Genomic DNA, 15482 nt, shown 5'->3' on the forward strand with positions numbered 1-15482 from the left:
GGAAAGCGTGATTGCCTTCCCCCGCGACACCCGGTTAGCGTCCCTTAAAACAACCCGCAGAAACCACCCGAGGAAACGATCCGTGGCCATTCCCGCTTCCCTGCAGTCCGGCCTCAAGCTGCCGGTCATCGCCTCGCCCATGTTCCTGGTGTCCGGCCCGGATCTGGTGGTCGAGGCCTGCAATGCGGGCGTGATCGGCACCTTCCCCTCGCTGAACCAGCGCACGACCGAGGGCTATCGGGACTGGCTGCAAGAGATCAAGTCGCGGCTGAAACCCGACGCCGCCGCCTATGGCGTCAACCACATCGTCCACCCGACCAATCCGCGCCTGATGGCTGACATGATGGTTTCGGTGGAGGAAAAAGTGCCGCTGATCATCACCTCGCTCGGCGCTGTGCGCGACGTGGTGGATGCGGTCCACGGCTACGGCGGCGTGGTCTTCCACGACATCGCCAATGTCCGCCATGCGAGAAAGGCCGCCGAGGCGGGCGTCGACGGCCTGATCCTGGTCGCCAACGGCGCGGGGGGCCATGCGGGCGTGGTCAACCCCTTCGCCCTGATCAATGAGGTCCGCAGCTTCTATGACGGCGCCATCATCCTGGCGGGCTGCCTGTCGACGGGTCAGGACGTGGCCGCGGCCCTGATGATGGGCGCCGACTTCGCCTATATGGGCACCCGCTTCATCGCCACGACCGAGAGCGAGGCGCAGCCGCACTACAAAGACCTGATCGTCGCCTCTGGCTCGGCCGACATCACCTATACCCCCGCCGTCTCGGGCATCCCGGCCAACTTCCTGACCCCCTCCCTGGTCGAGAACAAGATCGACCCGAAATCCCTGCCCGAACACAAGCTGGACATGGGTGAGGAAGCCAAGGCCTGGAAGACCGTCTGGTCAGCGGGTCAGGGGTCGGGCGCGGTGCACGACATTCCCACTACGGCCCAGCTTGTCGCGCGGTTGACGGATGAATTTTCGCAAGCCTGTGACAAATTCGACAAGAAGCGCCTCTAGGAGCGGCATCGTCGCTTTCACGAGGCCCCCATGCTCCGCACCCTGACGAACGCCGCCCGGCTCGCCGCCGCCCCCCTGGTCCTGCTGGCCTCCGGGGCTCACGCCCAGGATGCGGGCAAATGGTCCTTCTCGGCCGGCGCCGCGACCGACAACCGCTCCAAGGCCGCGTCCAAGTCCGACGGAAACCCCTTCGCCTATGGCGCGGCGGAATGGGAGAGCGCCAGCGGGCTCTTCTATGGCTCGGGCGGTCTGGAAACCATCGACGGCGGCGGCTCCAAGCTGGAGTCCGAGCTGGTCGCCGGCGTCCGTCCCGAGTTCGCCGGCTTCGACTTCGACCTGAACGTCGCCCACAAGAATCGCTTCGACGCCGACCCTGGCTATGACAACGACGCCTGGGAATTCACCGCCGACATGAAGCGCTCGATCGGCCCGGCCAGCGCCCGCCTGCGGTTGCAGCACTCGCCCGACGGCACCGGCTCGACCAAGGCCTGGACTTGGGTCGCGCTGCGCGGCGGCTGGGATTTCACCGACAAGCTCAACGTCTCGGCCGAGGTCGGCCGTCGCGAACAGGACAACAGCCTGGACTACACCGGCTGGAACGTCGGCGGCGCCTACGCCCTGACGCCCAAGGTCGAGCTGGACCTGCGCTGGCACGACACCGACGCCGACGTTCCGGGCGAGCAATACAAGGGCGCCCTGGTGGCCGGGATCAACTTCGCCTTCTGACTTTCTGGCGATCATCGGTGGCTAATCGGCGGAAAGGGCCTACGTTACAGGCATGACTTTCCGTCCGACGACCTTAGAACGTGCTTATCAACTGGCTGGGAGCGGCGCCTGCCGCACCGTCAGCGATGTCAAACAGGCCCTCCAGATCGAGGGCTATGATCGCATTCAGGACAGCCTGTACGGCGGCACCATCACCGCCGCCCTGCGCAAGCTGTGCCAGGCGCACTACGTCGGCGGCCCCGCTGAAACCGCCGCCGCCGATCAGGAAGAAGAAGAGGACGCCTGACATCAAGGGTCTTGATTTGGGCGCCAAGTCCGTCCATATTCTCCCTGTCGATCTCTCTGCGTAACGCTGCTGCCCTTTGCTCTGCGCACCGAGGACTAAGCCGATCCATTCAGACCCGACAGGCCGAAGGGATGTTCCTTTTGGCCAACGACTAGCGGAGGTCCTGAAAATGGCTACCGGCACTGTTAAATGGTTTAACTCCACCAAAGGCTACGGCTTCATCCAACCCGATGACGGCGGCAAAGACGTGTTCGTGCACATCTCGGCTGTCGAAGCTGCCGGCCTGCGTGGCCTCGACGAAAACCAAAAGGTTTCGTACGAAATCGAGCGCGACCGTCGCTCGGGCAAGGAATCGGCCGGTCAACTGAAGACCGAAGGCTGATTTCTCGCGCCGTTCATTCGGCGCGGATTTCGAACGGCGGCGATGGCTTCGGCTGTCGCCGCCGTTTTCGTTTGTGGCGACCTGTTTCACTCAAATGACGCCCCGCCCTTGCTAATGGGCTCCAAAGCGCCCACCTTCTTCTTGTCGATCTCTCTGCGAAACGCTGCTGCCCCTTTGCATCGCGCACCGAGGTCCAAAGCCGATCCCATTCAGACCCGACAGGCCTCCAGGATATCCTTCCTGTGGCTACTCAAACGGGGAGTCCTGAAAATGGCTACCGGCACTGTCAAATGGTACAACTCCACCAAGGGCTACGGCTTCGTCCAGCCTGACGACGGCGGCAAGGACGTTTTCGTCCACGCTACGGCCGTCGAAGCCTCTTCGCTCGGCATGCTGAACGAAGGTCAGAAGATCTCCTACGAAATCGAACGCGACAGCCGCAGCGGTAAAGAATCCGCCGGTCGCCTTCAGGCTGCTGACTAATCTCAGCCCTGATCGGCGACCGTATGGCCGCCGAGATCGCTTTCTATTCGCTGAGGGGCCGGTCGCATGTGCGCCGGCCCTGACGCCATCTGGAGACGCCCATGACTTCCCTGGCCGATAAAATCCCGACCCTGAACGAATCCGACCTCAAGGCCCTGCGCGCCAACGCCGCCCGCCTGGTCGAGCACGGCTCTGCCGTCCAGGTGACGACCGCCGCTGACATCCTGCCGCTGATCGACGCCCGCCTGGCCGAAATCGCCTCCGCGCCCAAACCCCTTGTCGTGCGCAAACGCGCCGCGCCCAAGAAGAAGCTGGCCCCCGTCACTGGCCATCAGACCGCCCTGCCCGACAAGACGGCCTGACTTCAGTTCAGACCTGAGTCCTTCAGCTCAGGGCCTGATCCAGGTCGGCGATCAGGTCTTCCACGTCCTCGACCCCGACCGATAGACGGATCAGGTTGTCGGTGACGCCGCCGGCCTCGCGCACCTCCTTCGGCACGCTGGCGTGGGTCATGATCGCCGGGTGGTTCACCAGGCTTTCGACCCCGCCCAGCGACTCCGCCAGGGTGAAGACCCGCACCCGCTCCAGCACCCGCTTGGTCCGTTCCAGATCGCCGTCGATCAGCACCGTGACCATGCCGCCGAAGCGCCCGTTCATCTGGCGCGCCGCCAGTTCGTGCTGCGGGTGGCTGATCAGCCCCGGATAGATGACCTTCGCGACGCCAGCACGCTCTTCCAGCCAGCGCGCCACGGCCATGGCGTTCTCGTTGTGCGCCTTCATGCGCAGACCCAGGGTCTTCAGCCCCCGGTTGGCCAGGAAGGCGTCGAACGGCCCCATGACGCCGCCGATGGAGTTCTGCAAGAACTTGATCTGCGCCGCCACCTCGGCGTCCTTGGCCACCAGAACCCCGGCGACGATGTCGGAGTGTCCGTTCAGATACTTGGTCGCCGAATGCATGACCACGTCGGCGCCGAGCGCCAGCGGCTGCTGGCTCCACGGCGTGGCGAAGGTGTTGTCCACCACCAGGATCAGCTTGTGCGCCTTGGCGATCTTCGACAGGGCCGCGATGTCGGCCAGCTTCATCAGCGGGTTGGTGGGCGTCTCGACCCACAGCATCCGCGTCTTGTCCGTGATGGCCGCCTCGACCGCCGCCAGGTCAGTCAGGTCGATGTAGCTGAAGTCCAGCCCCATGGACCGGCGCCGCACCCGCTCGAACAGCCGCCACGAGCCGCCATAGAGGTCGTCGCCGGTGACGATGTGCGAACCGGCGTCCAGCAGCTCCAGCGCCGTCGAGGTCGCCGCCATGCCCGAACCGAAGCCGAAGGCCTGAACCCCGCCCTCCAGATCGGCGATGCAGGCCTCAAAGGCCTCGCGCGTCGGGTTCTTGCCCCGCGCATACTCATACCCCTTGTTCACGCCCGGGCTTTCCTGGGCGTAGGTCGAGGTGGCGTAGATCGGCGTCATCACCGCCCCCGTCGTCGGGTCGGGCTTCTGGCCTGCATGGATGGCGCGGGTCGAGAAACCCTGGCTGTTCTTCAGGTCCGACATGGGCTTACCGGTTCAGGCTGAGGTGGTTGATCAGGTCGGTGCGGGCGATCAGGCCGACGAAGGTCTCGCCGTCCAGCACGATGGCCACGCGGTCGCGGTCGAAGATCGGAATCAGGGCGTCCAGCGATTCCGACACCTGCAGAGTGTCCAGGTCGCGGGTCATGGCCGAGGACACCGGCTTGGCGAAGCGTTCCTTACGGGTGATCTCGTCGGTATTCATGATGTGGACGATGTCGCTCTCGTCCAGGATGCCGACCAGGCGGCCGTCCTGAATGACCGGCAGTTGCGAAACGCCGTCGCCCTTCATCCGCTTGAAGGCGGTGTCCAGGGTGTCGTCGGGGCCGATCACCACCACGTCGCCATTGGCGTATTTGCGCGTGATCAGGTCCGACAGGTCGCCGTGCAGTTCGCGCTGGGTCAGGCCCTGATCGGCCAGCCAGGCGTCGTTATAGACCTTGGACAGATACTTGGCCCCGGTATCGCACACGAAGGTCACGACCCGCTTCGGCTCGGTCTGCTCCCTGCACCAGCGCAGGGCCGTGGCGATCAGGGTGCCGGACGACGAGCCCGCCAGAATGCCTTCCTTCAGCAGCAGGTCTCGCACCGTGGCGATGGCCTCCGAGTCCGGGATGGAATAGGCCTTGTCGATCAGGTCGGGATCAGCCGTCTCGGGCATAAAGTTCTGGCCGATGCCTTCGACCGAATAGCTGCCGTCCGGCCCGGCCACGCCCTCGTTGATCAGGCCCGCCAAGGCCGAACCGACCGGGTCGGCCAGGATGATCTGGGCGTCCGAGCCTTGCGCCTTCAGATAGCGGGCGATGCCGGTGATGGTGCCGCCCGAACCAATGCCGGCGACGAAGGCGTCGACCTTGCCCTCCATCTGCTCGAAGATCTCGGGGCCGGTCGTCTTGAAGTGGGCCTCGGAGTTGGCGTCGTTGGCGAACTGGTTGACGAAATAGCCGCCCGGAATCTGCTGAGCCAGGCGCTCGGCCATGTCGGTGTAGTATTCAGGGTGGCCGTGCGGCACGTCCGAACGGGTCAGGCGGACATCGGCGCCCATGGCCCGCAGATGCTGGATCTTCTCCTTCGACATCTTGTCGGGGATGACCAGCAGGACGTTATAGCCCTTCTGCTTGCCGACCAGGGTCAGGGCCAGGCCGGTATTGCCCGCCGTGGCTTCCACGATGGTGCCGCCCGGCTTCAGCCAGCCCGCGTTTTCCGCCGCCTCGATCATCGACAGGGCGATGCGGTCCTTGATGGAGCCGCCGGGATTCTGGCTCTCCAGCTTCAGGAACAGCCGGCAGGGGCCGGTGTCGATCCGCGTCACCTCGACCATCGGCGTCTTGCCGATCAGGTCCAGCAGAGAGCCCACGGGGCGGATCAGGACGGGGGCGTCGGACATCGACATGCGGAAGGCTCCGAAAACAGCGTGTTTAGCGGCGGAAGCTGGGCGTCGTCGCCCTCGCGGTCAACTCACGCAAGTTTTCACCTATTTGCCCCGAAGCGCAGTACAAAGGACGCAATGACCAAGACGCCGAAACGCCCCGCCGCGGGCCTGCCCGACAAAGACACCCTGATCGCCTTCCTGCGCGAAGCCGGCGAGGCCGAGAAGGCCGACATCTCCCGCGTCTTCGGATTGAAGGGGATCGAACGCCGTCAACTGCGCGAAATGCTGAAGACGCTGGAGGCCGAAGGCGTGCTGGGCAAGCGCGGCCGCAAGGGCTTTTCCGAAGCCGGCGCCCTGCCCGCCGTCGGCGTGGCCGACGTGGTCGACCGCGACGCCGACGGCGAGCTCTACGTCGAACTGGTCAAGGGCGGCGAGGACGCGCCGCGCGCCCTGCTGCTGCCGGACCGCGAGGGCAAGACGCCCGCGCCGGGCATGGGCGACCGCCTGCTGGTCAAGTTCTCGCGCGGGACCGAGGGCTGGGAGGCCCGACTGGTCAAGCGGCTGGACGCCGGAACCAACCGCGTCCTGGGCGTGATCCGCAAATCGGCGCGCGAGACCCGCGTCGAGCCGGTCGACAAGCGCTCCAAGGACGTACTGCTGATCCCCAGCGCCCTGGCGGGCGACCTGCGCGACGGCGACCTGGTGTTGGCCTCGATCGAAAAGAGCGACCATCGCCACGGACCGAAACGCGGCAAGATTCTCGAGACCATCGGCCGCGAGGATGATCCCCGCGCCGCCTCCATCATCGCCATCCACGCCCACGGCCTGCCGACCGGCTTCTCGGAACAGGTCGAGCGCGAGGCCGAGGATCAGGCCCTACCGACGCTGAAGGGCCGCGAGGACTTGCGTGAAGTCCCCTTCATCACCATCGACCCCGCTGACGCCCGCGACCACGACGACGCCGTCTATGCCGAGCGCGACACGGACCCCAAGAACCCCGACGGCTGGATCGTCTGGGTCGCCATCGCCGACGTCGCCGCCTACGTCCGACCCAACTCAGCGCTGGACCGCGAGGCGCGCGACAAGGGCAACTCGACCTACTTCCCCGACCGCGTCGAGCCCATGCTGCCGGAGGTCCTGTCCAACGGCCTGTGCAGCCTGAAGCAGGGCGAGAACCGCGCCTGCATGGCCGTGCGCATGATCTTCGACAAGGACGGCAAGAAGACCGGGCACAAGTTCATGCGCGGCCTGATGCGGTCCCACGCCAAGCTCAGCTACGAACAGGCCCAGTCGGCCATCGACGGCCAGCAGGATGATGTGACGGGTCCGATCATGGACGCCATCCTCTATCCGCTGTGGAACGCCTATTCGACCATGCTGAAGGGCCGCCAGCGCCGCAGCCCCCTGGCCATCGAAAGCCCCGAGCGCCGCGTCATCATGGCTCCCGGCGGCGGCATCGCCGCCATCGAGCCGCGCAAGTCGCTGGAGGCCCACCGCCTGATCGAAGAGATGATGATCCAGGCCAACGTCTGCGCCGCCGAGACGCTGGAAAAGACGCGCACGCCGCTGATCTACCGCGTCCACGAAGCGCCCAGCCAGGAGAAGATCTTCAACCTGGCCGACTTCCTGCACACCATCGGCAAGCCCTGGAACAAGGGCGAACCGGCCAACACCAAGCGGTTCAACAAGCTGCTGGACGAGACTCGCGACGGCCCCCACGCCGAGGTGGTCAACGAGGTGGTCCTGCGCACCCAGATGCAGGCCGTCTATTCCCCGAACAATGTCGGCCACTTCGGTCTGCACCTGGACCGCTACGCCCACTTCACCTCGCCGATCCGGCGCTATTCCGACCTGATCGTTCACCGCGGCCTGATCCGCGGCCTGAACCTGGGCTCGGACGGCCTGACGGATCGCGAGATCGCCGAACTGACCGCCATCGCCGAGCAAGTGACGAGCACCGAGCGTCGCTCCATGGCCGCAGAGCGCGACGCCATGGACCGCTACATCGCCGCCTTCCTGGAAGACCACGTCGGCGCTACTTTCGGCGGACGCATCACCGGCGTCACCCGCTTCGGCCTGTTCGTGCGGCTGGACGAGACGGGCGCCGACGGTCTGGTGCCGGTTTCGACCCTGGGCAGCGAGTATTTCACCCACGACGACCGCGCCCACGCCCTGGTCGGCGAGCGCACCGGCAAGCGGTTCACCCTGGGCCGTCGCGTCGAGGTGAAGCTGATGGAGGCCACGCCCGTCACCGGCGGTCTGGTGCTGGAAATGGTGTCCGAGCCTGACCCCCGCGACCCCAACGCCCCGGCCCCGCGCTACGGCATCCGTGGCCGAAATGACCGCGGTGGGGGCGACGGCCCGCCCAAGCGTGGCAAGGGTCGCCCCGGCGGTCCCAAGCCCCGCAACGGCGTCAAGCCCTCCGGCGGGCTGAAGGGGGTTCGCAAGGGCAAGCGGAAGTGAAAACCAAACAATCCTGCTCCCTTCTCCCCTTGGGGGAGAAGGTGGGGCGCGGAGCGCCTCGGATGAGGGGACCATTTCAGCGCGCAAAACGGTTGACGTCGAGCGTACAGCTGGCCTCCCCCTCATCCGTCATGCTCCGCACGACACCTTCTCCCCCGGAGGGGAGAAGGACGAGAATTCACCCATGAAACCCCAGCCCTTCGACGCCGCTCAGGACCTCGCTGACGCCCCGCGCACCGGAGGCGGCCAGAAGCCCAAGGACGCCGCCACCCTGATCCTGACGCGCGGCGGCGATCGGCCCGAGGTGCTGATGGGCCGACGCGCGCCCGGCCATGTCTTCATGGCCTCGAAATGGGTTTTCCCCGGCGGGCGCATTGACCGATCCGACTTCACCGCCGCCGCGACGGGCGAACTGTCGTCAGACGTCGCCCGGCGGTTGGAGGCGGAAATGCCTGCCCGCCGCGCCCGCGCCCTGGCCCTGACCGCCGTGCGCGAGACGTTTGAGGAGACCGGGCTGATCCTGGGTCGCCCGGCCCCGCCCGCCTCCGTCGCCGGGCCGTGGCGCGAATACCGTCAGGCGGGCGCCCTGCCCGACCTGTCAGTCCTGTCCTACATCGCCCGCGCCATCACCCCGCCGGGCCGCACGCGGCGCTTCGACGCCCGCTTCTTCATGGCTCAGGTCGAGGGCCTGCGCGATCCCGACCGAATCGAGGGCTCAGGCGAACTGGACGAGATCGCCTGGCTGCCGCTGGACGAGGCCCGCGCCCTGGACCTGCCCGCCATCACCCGTTTCGTCCTGGGTGAGATGGCCGAGCGGCTGACTCACCCCGACCGTCCCCTGCCCTTCGTCCGCATGGTGCGCGGCCAGCATGTGGTTGAACACAGGGACTGACGCCTGTTTCCCTTCTCCCCACGGAGGGGAGAAGGCTCTCTCGTTCTTACTGGGCGACGGGCTTCTTCAGGTCGAACTCGACCCGGAAGTGGCGGTTGGGACGACGCAGCTCATAGGCGAACATCTGCGTCGGATGGACTTCCATCGCCCAGGTGTTGGTGGTCGAGACTGACGCATTGTTGGCGTTGAACAGGTCGATGGATTCCTGATCGACCGGGAACTCTTGCCGCTCGGCCGTGCCCGTCCCCGCCGTGTCGCCACCGTACCAGTGCAGGACATCGGTCGTGCCGTCGTCGTGGCGGTGATCGTGCTTCAGCCTCAGGCCCGTCGCCGTGCGCGTCACAACCCAGGTGCGCGAGCGGTCGGCGCCGACCCAGAAGGGAATGCGAATCTCTTCGGCCGAGCAGTCGCGCACGTGCATCAAGAGTCTCTGGCTGGCGAAGTCCGAATCGGCGGCGTTGGTAGTCACCACCCTGCCCTCAAACCGTTGGCCGCACAGGGCGCTCAGGTTCTTGAAGAAGGCGTCCTGAGCCGTCTCCGCGTGCGCGGCGGCGGGCAAGGCGGACAGGGTCAGGGCGGCGGCCGCAAGGGCGATCGAGGTCATGGCTTTCATTCCGGCAGCCTAGCCGCTAGAAGCCAATCCTCAACGTGACATCGCGGGCGTTGACTTTGATCTCCGCCTGAGTATGTTCCGCGCCTCTCGTTTCATGCGGCTTTCGCCGTCGCAAAGGTAATTCCGATGGCCAAACCGGCTTCCATCAAGATCCGCCTGAACTCCACCGCTGACACCGGCTTCTTCTACGTCACCAAGAAGAACGCCCGTACGATGACCGAAAAGATGGTCGTCAAGAAGTACGACCCCGTCGTCCGCAAGCACGTCGAGTTCAAAGAAGGCAAGATCAAGTAATGGCCTAACCGCCCGGAGCTGCGGCTCCCTTGATTGCATAATTCAAAACGCCCGGCTTTTCAGCCGGGCGTTTTTCGTTGTCCGATCAGCGGTTAAGCGGTTCAGGCCGCGCGGGCGACCACCTTGTTCCGGCCTGAAGCCTTGGCCTCATAGACTCCCTCGTCCGCCCGCTTCAGCAGGGCTTCGGGCGTATCCTCGACGCCGCTTGTCGCCGCTACGCCAACCGAAACGGTGATGTTCAGGTGAGCCTTTCCGTCCATGACTCGGAAGGGCGCTGCGCCGACGTCGCGCCTGATCCGTTCAGCGATCCGCTGGGCGTCTTCCAGCGTCGTGCCGGGCATGACCACGACGAACTCTTCGCCGCCGAATCGGCACGGCAGATCCACGGCTCGCACATTGGTCGCCAGACGCACCGAGAATTCGCGCAACACCTCGTCCCCGGCGTCATGGCCGAAGCCGTCGTTGACCGCCTTGAAGTGGTCGATGTCCAGCACCAGCACCGCCACCGGCTCGCCGCCGCGATTGGTGCGCGCCACCAGGGCTTGCAGCTGGTTGGTCATGTAGCGGCGATTGTGCAGGCCGGTCAGGGCGTCCGTGACGGCCATCTCCAGACTGTGGTCCAGCTTTTCGCGCAGGAAGTCGCCATAGCGCTTGCGCCGCACCTGGGTCCGCACCCGCGCCGACAGCTCCTCGGGGTCCACTGGTCGCGTCAGGATGTCGCTGGCGCCCAGGTCCAGAGCCTTCAGCAGCCGGGGCCGGTCCTGCGAATCCACAAGGGCCAGAATCGGCAACCGCCGCGTCGGCTCCTTCGAGCGCGCCTGGGCGATCAGCCTCAAGCCGTCGAAGCCTTCGGACGTGACATTGACGATCATCAGATCGACCGCCCCGCGCGCCACCTCCAGCGCCACGACGGGATCGGCCTCGACCAGGGGACGGTGCTCGACCGCCAGTTCCTGCGCCACCTTGGCCGCTTGCAGGGCGTTGTCGTCCACCACCAGAACGCGCCCGCCCGATCCCTTCAGCCGCGCTACGCCGGCGGTGTCGACGCCGACGCGTCGCCCGCTTTCCTCGCGCTCGCGCAGCTCGTCCATGACCATCTTCAGCCGGGTCAGGCTCTTGACCCGCGCCATCAGGATCACGTCATCCAGGGGCTTGGTCAGGAAGTCGTCGGCGCCCGCCTCAAGCCCCCGGATACGGTCATGCCGCCCGTCCAGCGCCGTCACCAGCACCACGGGAATATGCCGCGTCTTAGGCTCATCCTTGAGGCGGCGACAGGTCTCGAACCCGTCCATGCCGGGCATCATGACGTCCAGCAGTATCAGATCCGGCTGTTCCGCCATGGCCAGACTGATGGCCGTCAGCCCGTCGCCGCAGGTCAGGACATCGTAATATTCAATCGTCAGCTTGGCTTCGAGCAGTCGGACATTGGTCTCGACGTCGTCCACGACCAGGATGCGCGCACTCATGCCGCTACCCCAGATGCTTGCGGATCGTCTCGAGGAAGGACACCACCGAGATCGGTTTGGAGATATAGGCCTCGCAGCCGCCCTGCCTGATCCGCTCCTCATCGCCCTTCATGGCGAAGGCGGTGACAGCGATGACCGGGATATGGCTCAGCTCCTCATCGTCCTTGAGCCACTTGGTCACTTCCAGGCCGGAAATCTCCGGCAGCTGAATGTCCATCAGGATCAGATCGGGACGGTGCTGGCGCGCGATCGCTAGCGCCTGCAGCCCTTCGCGGGTCTGCAAGGTCTCGTAGCCTTGGGAATCGAGCAGATCATGAAAAAGCTTCATGTTCAGCTCGTTATCCTCGACGATGAGGACTTTCTTGGACATCCGCCACCCGGCTGTTTCGCCAACAATTTGCGCACGTGCGCAGGGCTTTTCGCCTTCTTCGGATGCACTGTGACGCGCGCAGTCTTAAGTTGAGATGAAGCTGAGGAACCGGAGTTCATTTTGAGCCTGAAGGCCGCCTGCCGCGACTGCCTGTGGACCGGCGACCGCAAGGTCGAGCGATGTCCTTCGTGCGCCTCGCGTCGGGTGATCGCCCACGATGAACTCGGCGATCTGACCATCGCCCATCTCGACTGCGACGCCTTCTACGCCTCGGTCGAAAAACGCGACCGCCCGGAACTGCGCGACAAGCCCGTCATCATCGGCGGCGGCAAGCGCGGCGTGGTCTCGACCGCCTGCTACGTCGCCCGCCTGCACGGCGTCGGCTCGGCCATGCCCATGTTCAAGGCGCTGAAGGCCTGTCCCGACGCGGTGGTCATCAAGCCCGACTTCCGCAAATACGTGGTCGAGAGCGAGCGCATCTTCGGCGCGGTGGGGCGGCTGACGCCCCTGGTCCAGACCCTGTCGTTGGACGAGGCCTGGATCGACCTGTCGGGTACAGAACGTCTCAACGGGGGCGCGCCCGCCTTCCAACTGATCCGGCTGCAGAAATGGATCGAGGAGGAGACCGGCCTGACCGTCTCCATCGGCCTGGCACCCAACCGCTTCCTGGCCAAGATCGCGTCGGAACTGGACAAGCCGCGCGGCTTCTCGGTCATCGGCGCGGCCGAGGCCAAGTCCCTGCTGGCCTCGCGTCCGGTCAACATCCTCCCCGGCGTCGGCCCGGTCTTCAGCCGCACCCTGCGCTCGGACGGCTTCGCTGTCGTGGGTGATCTGGCCGCCGCCGACGTCAAGGATCTGATCCGGCGCTATGGGGAGACGGGCCTGCGCCTCTACGACCTAAGCCACGCCCGCGACGCCCGCCCCGTGCGGCCCGACCACGACCGGCGCGGCATGAGCGCCGAGACCACCTTCAACGACGACCTGACCTCCGCCGAGGATCTGGAGGCCGAACTGTGGCCCCTGTGCGAGAAGCTGGCGTCCAAGGCGCGGCGAGACGGCGTGGCCAGCCGAGTGGTGGTGCTGAAGCTGCGCAAGGCCGACTTCAAAATCGTCACCCGCCGCATCACCCTGGCCGAGCCCGTGCAGACGGCGCGGGTGCTGTTTTCCGCCGGGCGCGACCTGCTGAAACCCGAACTGGGCGAGCCCTATCGTCTGATCGGCATCGGTCTGGCCGAGATCGCAGAGGCGGGCGCCGCGCCCGCCGGACTGTTCGCGACGCCTGAGACCCGCGCCCTGAAGACCGAAACCGCCATCGACGCCCTGCGCGCCAAATTCGGGGCCGCCGCCGTGGTCGCGGGCCGTGCGCTGAAGAAGCCCGGATGACGCGGACCGCTCGGCGCGCTACACCCCGCCCGAACCCCTCAACGGAGTCTCCGACATGAGCATCCACGCCCGCATCGCCGAACTCGGCATCACCCTGCCCGAGCCCGCCAAGCCGGTCGCCAGCTACGTCTCCTACGTCCAGTCGGGCAATCAGGTCCTGATCTCGGGCCAGCTGTCTAACGACGCCAATGGCGGCATCAAGGGCACTGTCGGCGTCGACGTGACCCCGGAGCAGGCCGCCGAGGCCGCCCGCCTGTGCGGCATCAACCTACTGGCCCAGATCAACGCCGCCGTCGACGGCGACCTGGATCGCGTCGTCCGCATCGTCAAGCTGGGCGGCTTCGTCCAGGCCGGACCGGACTTCATCGCCATCCCCGCCGTCATCAACGGTTGCTCGGACCTGATGGTCGAAGTCTTCGGCGACGCGGGCAAGCACGCCCGCTCGGCCGTCGGCGTCTACAAGCTGCCGCTCGGCTTCGCCGTGGAAATCGACGCCATCATCGAGGTGAAGTGAGCTTCACGCTTCAGGTTCACGACGGGATCGCCGACATAGGCCGGGACGCGTGGGACGCCTGCGCGGCCCCGACCGGCGATCCCTTCGTCTCCTACGACTTCCTGCACGCCTGCGAGGCGTCCGGCAGCGCCGCCCCGTCACAGGGCTGGGCGGCGCGCCATCTGTCCCTGCACGACGAAGGTGGCGCCGTGATCGGCGTCATGCCCCTCTATCTGAAGGGCCACAGCCAGGGCGAATACGTCTTCGACCACAGCTGGGCCGACGCCTACCAACGCGCCGGCGGCCGCTACTATCCCAAGCTTCTGGCCGCCGTGCCTTTCACGCCCGCGACGGGGCCGCGCTTTCTGGTGAAACCCGTCACCCCGGAAAGCCTGCAAGGCTTATCCGGGGCCGCCCAAGACGCAAACGGCGGCGCCCTTGGCGGTCCCGGCTCTGCGCTTCGCTCCGGCCGGGATGACGCGATCAGGGAGGCCCTGCTGCAAGGCGCCCTGACCCTGGTCGAGCGCCTCGGCGTCTCGTCTTTGCACGTCAACTTCCCGACGGAGCCGGAATGGCGCGCCATGACCGGGGCGGGCCTGCTGCCGCGCTGCGACATCCAGTTCATCTGGCGCAACGACGGCTATCAGACCTTCGACGACTTCCTCGCCGCCCTGTCGTCCAATCGGCGCAAGACCATCCGGCGCGAACGGCGAGAGGCGCAGGCCGAGCTCGACATCCGCGTCCTGACCGGGGCCGCGATCACCGAGGCCCACTGGGACGCCTTCTTCGAATTCTACATGGACACCGGCGACCGCAAATGGGGCCGCCCCTACCTGACGCGCGACTTCTTCGCCCGCGTCGGCGCGACCATGGCCGATCGTATCGCCCTGGTCATGGCCTTCAGAGACGAGACGCCCATCGCCGGCGCCCTGAACTTCATCGGCCGCGACGCCCTCTATGGCCGTCAGTGGGGCGCGCTGGAGGAGGTCCCCTTTCTTCATTTCGAGCTCTGCTATTATCAGGCCATCGACTTCGCCATCGCGCGCGGCCTGTCGCGGGTCGAGGCGGGCGCCCAGGGCGAGCACAAGATCGCGCGCGGTTACCTGCCCTCCCCCGTCTATTCCGCCCACTGGATCGCCGACCCTGCCCTGCGCGATCCCGTCGCCCGCTACCTCGACAACGAGCGCCCGGCGGTCGCGGCTGAGATGGCGGCGATGACGACGGACCTGTCGCCCTATCGCGCTCGCTGACAGGTCGTCGCATCGCGAAGTTCTACGGAACTTGCTGCGTCGCAATACGCTTCCCCTGTGAGTCTCCTCCTCACATCAGGAATCACCATGACCGATCAACGTATCGAAGCCGTCGCGACTGAACTTCAAGGCAAGGCCCAGAACGGCCTCGGCCGCCTGACCGGCGACAGCAAGCTGCAGGTTGAAGGCAAGCTGAACGAGGTCAAGGGCAAGGCGCTCGACGCCTATGGCCGCGTCATCGACGGCCTGGACGGCATGGTCGACAAGGCCCCCGTCGACCTGCGCGATCCGGCCCGCAAGGGCCTGGACTTCGCCCGCCGCAAACCCCTGCTGACGACCGGCATCCTCGCCGGCGCCGCCGTGCTGTTGGGCGCTCTGGGCCGTCGCCGCTAAAAGACGCAGACAAAGCGAACAAAAAAGGCCCGGGCGTTATGCCC

At 66.2% G+C, this 15482-nt stretch carries 18 protein-coding genes; 13 read left to right on the forward strand and 5 right to left on the reverse strand.

Going from position 1 to position 15482, the window contains the following annotated elements; translation table 11 throughout:
- The first annotated feature begins 82 nt into the window (after window positions 1-82).
- The 6 genes from DXK21_RS03630 to DXK21_RS03655 all read left to right on the forward strand — a co-directional run bounded on the left by DXK21_RS03630 (window position 83) and on the right by DXK21_RS03655 (window position 3248).
- Window positions 83-1009, forward strand: coding sequence for an NAD(P)H-dependent flavin oxidoreductase (locus DXK21_RS03630; protein WP_114816418.1), 927 nt, complete (start codon window positions 83-85; stop codon window positions 1007-1009).
- A gap of 30 nt (window positions 1010-1039) precedes the next feature.
- Complete coding sequence (locus DXK21_RS03635; RefSeq protein WP_114816419.1) at window positions 1040-1735, forward strand: TorF family putative porin; 696 nt, start codon at window positions 1040-1042, stop codon at window positions 1733-1735.
- Window positions 1736-1787: 52 nt separating this feature from the next.
- A complete protein-coding gene (locus tag DXK21_RS03640) occupies window positions 1788-2021 on the forward strand; it encodes a hypothetical protein (protein WP_114816420.1) in 234 nt (77 codons plus the stop codon).
- Between the two features lie 169 nt (window positions 2022-2190).
- Window positions 2191-2403, forward strand: a complete 213-nt coding sequence (locus tag DXK21_RS03645; protein WP_003167329.1) for a cold-shock protein — start codon at window positions 2191-2193, stop codon at window positions 2401-2403.
- A 270-nt stretch (window positions 2404-2673) separates the two neighbouring features.
- Window positions 2674-2886, forward strand: a complete 213-nt coding sequence (locus tag DXK21_RS03650; RefSeq protein ID WP_114816421.1) for a cold-shock protein — start codon at window positions 2674-2676, stop codon at window positions 2884-2886.
- A 101-nt stretch (window positions 2887-2987) separates the two neighbouring features.
- A complete protein-coding gene (locus DXK21_RS03655; protein ID WP_114816422.1) occupies window positions 2988-3248 on the forward strand; it encodes a hypothetical protein in 261 nt (86 codons plus the stop codon).
- 22 nt (window positions 3249-3270) lie between these two features.
- Here the strand turns inward: DXK21_RS03655 and DXK21_RS03660 are convergent, their stop codons facing one another.
- On the reverse strand, window positions 3271-4434 hold the full coding sequence (locus DXK21_RS03660; protein ID WP_114816423.1) for a cystathionine gamma-synthase: 1164 nt from the start codon (window positions 4432-4434) through the stop codon (window positions 3271-3273).
- Window positions 4435-4438: 4 nt separating this feature from the next.
- Window positions 4439-5842: a pyridoxal-phosphate dependent enzyme gene (locus tag DXK21_RS03665; RefSeq protein ID WP_114816424.1), complete on the reverse strand. Its 1404-nt coding sequence runs from the start codon at window positions 5840-5842 to the stop codon at window positions 4439-4441.
- Between the two features lie 114 nt (window positions 5843-5956).
- On the opposite strand from DXK21_RS03665, the gene rnr reads away from it, so the two are divergent.
- Together rnr and DXK21_RS03675 are read left to right on the forward strand one after the other, a co-directional pair.
- Window positions 5957-8284: a ribonuclease R gene (gene rnr, locus DXK21_RS03670; protein WP_114816425.1), complete on the forward strand. Its 2328-nt coding sequence runs from the start codon at window positions 5957-5959 to the stop codon at window positions 8282-8284.
- A gap of 184 nt (window positions 8285-8468) precedes the next feature.
- The gene (locus tag DXK21_RS03675; protein WP_114816426.1) at window positions 8469-9176 is read left to right on the forward strand and encodes an NUDIX hydrolase; all 708 of its coding nucleotides are present in this window, start codon (window positions 8469-8471) and stop codon (window positions 9174-9176) included.
- Window positions 9177-9222: 46 nt separating this feature from the next.
- Here DXK21_RS03675 and DXK21_RS03680 read toward each other — a convergent pair whose 3' ends face one another.
- The gene (locus tag DXK21_RS03680) at window positions 9223-9780 is read right to left on the reverse strand and encodes a hypothetical protein (RefSeq protein ID WP_376856800.1); all 558 of its coding nucleotides are present in this window, start codon (window positions 9778-9780) and stop codon (window positions 9223-9225) included.
- Between the two features lie 135 nt (window positions 9781-9915).
- Here DXK21_RS03680 and rpmG point away from each other — a divergent pair, with 135 nt between their 5' ends.
- Window positions 9916-10083, forward strand: a complete 168-nt coding sequence (rpmG, locus tag DXK21_RS03685) for a 50S ribosomal protein L33 (protein ID WP_003164451.1) — start codon at window positions 9916-9918, stop codon at window positions 10081-10083.
- A 101-nt stretch (window positions 10084-10184) separates the two neighbouring features.
- Here the strand turns inward: rpmG and DXK21_RS03690 are convergent, their stop codons facing one another.
- Both DXK21_RS03690 and DXK21_RS03695 read right to left on the reverse strand, forming a co-directional pair.
- The gene (locus tag DXK21_RS03690) at window positions 10185-11549 is read right to left on the reverse strand and encodes a PleD family two-component system response regulator (RefSeq protein ID WP_114816428.1); all 1365 of its coding nucleotides are present in this window, start codon (window positions 11547-11549) and stop codon (window positions 10185-10187) included.
- Window positions 11550-11553: 4 nt separating this feature from the next.
- Window positions 11554-11919 carry a response regulator gene (locus DXK21_RS03695; RefSeq protein WP_114816429.1) on the reverse strand — a complete coding sequence of 122 codons (366 nt, stop codon included), beginning with the start codon at window positions 11917-11919 and terminating at the stop codon, window positions 11554-11556.
- Between the two features lie 126 nt (window positions 11920-12045).
- On the opposite strand from DXK21_RS03695, the gene DXK21_RS03700 reads away from it, so the two are divergent.
- From DXK21_RS03700 to DXK21_RS03715, 4 genes are all read left to right on the forward strand, one after another.
- A complete protein-coding gene (locus DXK21_RS03700; RefSeq protein WP_376856803.1) occupies window positions 12046-13302 on the forward strand; it encodes a DNA polymerase IV in 1257 nt (418 codons plus the stop codon).
- 55 nt (window positions 13303-13357) lie between these two features.
- Window positions 13358-13816 (forward strand): RidA family protein, encoded by a 459-nt coding sequence (locus DXK21_RS03705; RefSeq protein WP_114816431.1) that lies wholly within the window; start codon window positions 13358-13360, stop codon window positions 13814-13816.
- Window positions 13813-15045, forward strand: a complete 1233-nt coding sequence (locus DXK21_RS03710) for a GNAT family N-acetyltransferase (protein WP_114816432.1) — start codon at window positions 13813-13815, stop codon at window positions 15043-15045. The genes DXK21_RS03705 and DXK21_RS03710 overlap by 4 nt, the downstream gene beginning before the upstream one ends.
- Before the next feature lie 87 nt (window positions 15046-15132).
- Complete coding sequence (locus tag DXK21_RS03715) at window positions 15133-15438, forward strand: CsbD family protein (RefSeq protein ID WP_114816433.1); 306 nt, start codon at window positions 15133-15135, stop codon at window positions 15436-15438.
- The last annotated feature ends 44 nt before the right edge of the window (window positions 15439-15482 follow it).

Source organism: Brevundimonas bullata, assembly GCF_003350205.1.
GTDB lineage: Bacteria > Pseudomonadota > Alphaproteobacteria > Caulobacterales > Caulobacteraceae > Brevundimonas > Brevundimonas bullata.